This window comes from Mesorhizobium sp. M7A.F.Ca.CA.002.09.1.1, from assembly GCF_003998555.1.
GTDB classification, from domain to species: Bacteria; Pseudomonadota; Alphaproteobacteria; order Rhizobiales; family Rhizobiaceae; genus Mesorhizobium; species Mesorhizobium ciceri.
The window spans coordinates 1-4,100 of the sequence record NZ_RZRR01000511.1 but is presented as its reverse complement, the minus strand read 5'-3'; the positions used below and the strand labels follow the sequence as shown (position 1 = coordinate 4,100).

Sequence of the window (4,100 nt, the reverse complement as noted above, 5' to 3'; positions counted from 1 at the left end):
CGATCGGCATGGTGCCTGGCGCCATCGTGCCGTTTCCGGGCGGCATTGCCCGTTCGGGTTCCAAGATCGGTGGCAAATACAAAGGCATGATCGCCTCGGCCAACGAAGCCTACGCGCCGACACTGCGCGGCGTCGTCGCGAGTGAACTCGGTCCCGACATCAACGCCGTCCTGGAAATCGTCATCGATGGTGAGACCAATGATGCAGTTGCCGCCGCGATGAAGGCGGGCATCAAGGCTGTCATAGAGCTCGGACCGCAAAGAGGCGCGGTTCGGATCAGCGCCGGCAATTACGGCGGCAAGCTCGGGAAATTCATCTACTCGCTGAAGGATATGCTGCCATGAAGGCGCTGACCTTCACCCTGGTTGCCGAGCCGCCGGAGCGCCTTGACCTGTCGCCGCTGACGCCGGAGCGGCTGGCCGGGATCGAAAGGCGCGACGTCGAAAGAATCCAGATCGGCATGTCGAAGCTCGGATCGAAGGTGGGCGACATTTTTCGCGTCGCCGGCAGCGATCCGGCAAGCATCGTGTTCGAGGGCGGAAGCATGCGCCTTGACCTTGTGGCGCAAGGCATGCGGGGTGGGTCGGTTCGCCTCGTTGGCAATGCCGGCGCCCAGGCCGGGCGCGCCATGCGGGGTGGCAAGCTCACGATCGAAGGCAATGCGGGTCCATACGCCGGCTCCGGCATGCGCGGCGGCAGGCTTGAGATAACAGGCAATGCCGGCGACCACCTCGGTGCGCCGCTCGTCGGGGAACTGGCCGGCATGAACGGCGGTGTGTTGATCGTCAGGGGCAGAGCGGGCGCCTTCGCGGCGGACCGCATGCGGCGCGGCCTGGTCGCGGTGCTGAAAGGCTCCGGCGACCATGCCGGCAGCCGCATGATCGCCGGCACCTTGGTGGTGGCCGGTGGCACCGGTGAGATGCCTGGCTATCTGATGCGTCGCGGTTCGATCCTTCTCGATCGCGCGCCGGCACGCATGTCGCCGAGCTTCGTCGAATGCGGCGCGCCCGAGAGCGTTTTCGCCGCCATCATCGATCGTCATCTGATCGCCGAGGGCATTTTGAAACGGCCGCTTCTGGGGAGCGCACCGCGCAAATATGGCGGGGATAACGCAGTGCTCGGAATGGGCGATGTTCTTTTTCCGCGCTGAGATCCGTCGACACAGGAACCATACGATGGCAGGACGCAAGTGCTTGCCGCTGGGTGGCAGTGGTGGGGCCGACCGTCATCCGACCCGCAACGTGGAGAACACATGAAAATCATCTCTCAGACGAAAGCCCATGGCGGCGTGCAGGGCGTCTATTCCCATTTCTCGACGAGTTGCCGTTGCGACATGATTTTTGCCGTTTTCATACCTCCGCAGGCGCGGGAGACGCCTTGTCCCGTTGTGTGGTATCTCTCAGGCCTGACGTGTACGCACGCCAATGTCATGGACAAGGGCGAGTACAGGCGCATGGCCGCCGAGCTCGGCCTGATCGTCGTTTGTCCCGACACCAGCCCGCGCGGGGCCGACATTCCGGATGAAAAAGACAACTGGCAGTTCGGCTCCGGCGCCGGCTTCTATCTCGATGCGACGCAAGAGCCTTATGCGAAGAACTATCGTATGTATTCCTATGTCGCCGAGGAGTTGCCGGCCCTCATCGCGGCTGAATTTCCAGCCGATATGGCACGCCAGGCAATCTTTGGCCATTCGATGGGCGGGCATGGCGCGCTGACGATTGCCTTGAAGAATCCGCAGCGGTTCAAGAGCTGCTCGGCGTTCGCCCCGATCGCCCAGCCAAGCACCGCCGGCTGGTCGAGACCGGCTTTTGAGAAGTATCTCGGCAAGGATGAGGCCTCGTGGCGAAGCTGCGACGCGACGTCGCTCATCGACGACGGATACCGCTTCCCCGAATTTTTGGTGGATCAGGGAACGTCGGATGGATTTCTTGACGACGGGCTGAGGCCTTGGCTGCTTGAGGCGGCCTGCACCAAAGCAGGTATTCCTTTAAAATTGCGGATGCAGGATGGATACGACCACTCGTATCTTTTCATCTCCAGCTTCATGGACGACCATCTGAGATGGCATGCTGAGAGGCTTTGAACCGGGCAGGCCGAAGGCATGGCCAGATGCAAACAAGGTATTGAATTCGACGCCTTACGCCGGGGGCAGAGTCCCCGCCGGCGTCAAACGCTACACATTCAGCCCGGACGCTGCCTATGCGAAAGAGCTGAAAGCGGTAGCCAGCCCCGATGAGATCCCGGAGCCGCCCTGCGGCGCCTGGGGCGAAATGCCTGACGGCATCCAGTATTTCGAGGTGCCCGAGGGTGGGGGGCGGAAAGTGCTGTTCGTGCGGATAGGCCAGGACGAGCCTTCGTTTGACGGGCAGACGCTGGAGGTGTTGCAGGCGGGGTAAATTGGTCCGGGCAGCGATCCTGGCCGCAAACAACTATTCTGGCCGTATTCCCGGCTCCGGTGTCCCACAGGGAGATGATCCCATATCAACCTCGACATGTTCCACGGTGAGGTGACTACTTTCTGTTTGATTTTGCCAGTTCATCCAGAGATTTTGCTATCTTTTCGAGTTGCTCAGGAATTCTCTTCGCTCCGGACGTATAGAAATAAGCTCGAAGATCCACAAAGAAGTTCTCGGTATAGATACGCGACCCGTAGCCATAGGATGCCTGAATTGTGAATTTGTCAGGTGTTACTATTTTGCCGCCGATCTCCTTGCCGACCTGAGGGCCTGTACAAAGATCGATCCAGAATCCATCGCCAGGCGCGAGTGCAGCCAATGTGTTTTTGAAAATATACATATCAGAAATATTTTTTGATTCTCCAACGGTTTCCCCAAAGCGATAGAAGTCTCTGTCGACCGTCAGTTTAAGGTTCTCGGCGGATGAGGAGCCTCGGTTCCAGATTCGAGCAACAAAAATAGTATGGTGTTGAATTTCGATATTCAAAGCAATTACAGGCCGCGTTTGAACCTCGATCTGCTTCTGTATTTCTATGACCATCATTTTATTTGAGTGGGCTATCTTATAAGTTAGCCAGGCGTATACGCCCGTAATAACTACCAAAATTGTTGTTAGGAGGTCTATAGGCGTCAAACCAATAGCGCTTGTCATAAATTTTTCCAAAAGAAACCGCGCTCAATAACGTGGGTGTGAAGTTCATCTACCTGTAGTGCCGGTCTGGTTCGTGGCTTTATGCCTTTACGCACTCTGCCAAGCTAACACCTTCGGCACATTCAACCCATCGGCCCGCAAACCCTTGATGTGAAAGCGAATTGCATCGCGAATCTCGGCTTCCACCTCGCGTACAGTTGCACCGGTCGCGATGCAGCCGGGTAAATTCGGCACATAAGCGGAAAAGTTATTTCCCGCCTTTTCAATCACCACCGCGTAACACACGCACTTCACTCCCTAGGTGGATAGTCAGTGTAGCGGCTCACGCCCTGTTGCATCCTCATCGTCGGAATGGGTATTCCCACGCATTCGATAGAGCGGAGGGCTGTCCGATCTTGTAGCTTATTCGCTGCACCAAGCCGTTACCAACTATCGAGCGTTCGAAGTCCGGAACTGGCCCTTTATCGAAAAAGTTGGATACTAAGGTCTCGATGTCTCCCCGTTGGCTAAATATATAGCGATCAGCAAAAAGAGCCACGACCTCATTGATGCGATCTATCGCCCGGCGGTTGCGTACTTCTCTATGCATTGCATCCGTCTGCCTTCGGGTGTCCAGATACATCGCAATGCGCGGAGTTATAGGGAAGACAAGTTCAAAATCATCAAAATTTCCGACACTGTATGGAACTATTTTACCTATTGGTGTTCCCGATTTGAAGTAGCACACGGGGTTATCGCTAGAAATAAAATCGACGCCTGTCTCGTTGTGTATAAAAACAGGCGCGTTGTACCGATTCATTACAGGAAGCATGCCTCGAATGATATTTGGCATCGAAAGAAGGGCGGTATGCGGGTCAATGTTTATTTGAATTATGCCGGCGTTTATCAAATCCTGCATTCTAATCTGGCTCGATACATCTCCTGTCGTCTTGCGATAAATTTCCAACAGAGCCTCGGGTACGGGAGGTGAAACTGCGTCCGATATCCTAGCA

At 56.3% G+C, this 4,100-nt stretch carries 6 protein-coding genes and 1 pseudogene; 4 read left to right on the top strand and 3 right to left on the bottom strand.

Annotated features, from left to right (window positions below):
• From EN994_RS20885 to EN994_RS20870, 4 genes and pseudogenes are all read left to right on the top strand, one after another.
• Window positions 1-344 (top strand): annotated as a pseudogene (locus tag EN994_RS20885) (formylmethanofuran--tetrahydromethanopterin N-formyltransferase); the annotation flags it as partial.
• Window positions 341-1,150 (top strand): formylmethanofuran dehydrogenase subunit C, encoded by an 810-nt coding sequence (locus EN994_RS20880; RefSeq protein ID WP_063167860.1) that lies wholly within the window; start codon window positions 341-343, stop codon window positions 1,148-1,150. The pseudogene EN994_RS20885 and the gene EN994_RS20880, both read left to right, overlap by 4 nt.
• A gap of 102 nt (window positions 1,151-1,252) precedes the next feature.
• Window positions 1,253-2,083: an S-formylglutathione hydrolase gene (gene fghA, locus EN994_RS20875; protein WP_063167861.1), complete on the top strand. Its 831-nt coding sequence runs from the start codon at window positions 1,253-1,255 to the stop codon at window positions 2,081-2,083.
• Window positions 2,067-2,396, top strand: a complete 330-nt coding sequence (locus EN994_RS20870; RefSeq protein WP_127224108.1) for a hypothetical protein — start codon at window positions 2,067-2,069, stop codon at window positions 2,394-2,396. Before fghA ends, EN994_RS20870 begins: the two co-directional genes overlap by 17 nt.
• Window positions 2,397-2,511: 115 nt before the next feature.
• Here the strand turns inward: EN994_RS20870 and EN994_RS20865 are convergent, their stop codons facing one another.
• The 3 genes from EN994_RS20865 to EN994_RS20855 all read right to left on the bottom strand — a co-directional run.
• Window positions 2,512-3,108, bottom strand: coding sequence for a hypothetical protein (locus tag EN994_RS20865; RefSeq protein WP_063167862.1), 597 nt, complete (start codon window positions 3,106-3,108; stop codon window positions 2,512-2,514).
• 87 nt (window positions 3,109-3,195) lie between these two features.
• Window positions 3,196-3,393 (bottom strand): type II toxin-antitoxin system HicB family antitoxin, encoded by a 198-nt coding sequence (locus EN994_RS20860; protein ID WP_164746046.1) that lies wholly within the window; start codon window positions 3,391-3,393, stop codon window positions 3,196-3,198.
• 55 nt (window positions 3,394-3,448) lie between these two features.
• The coding region (locus EN994_RS20855; protein ID WP_206530434.1) for a DUF4238 domain-containing protein at window positions 3,449-4,100 on the bottom strand (652 nt) is incomplete at its 5' end.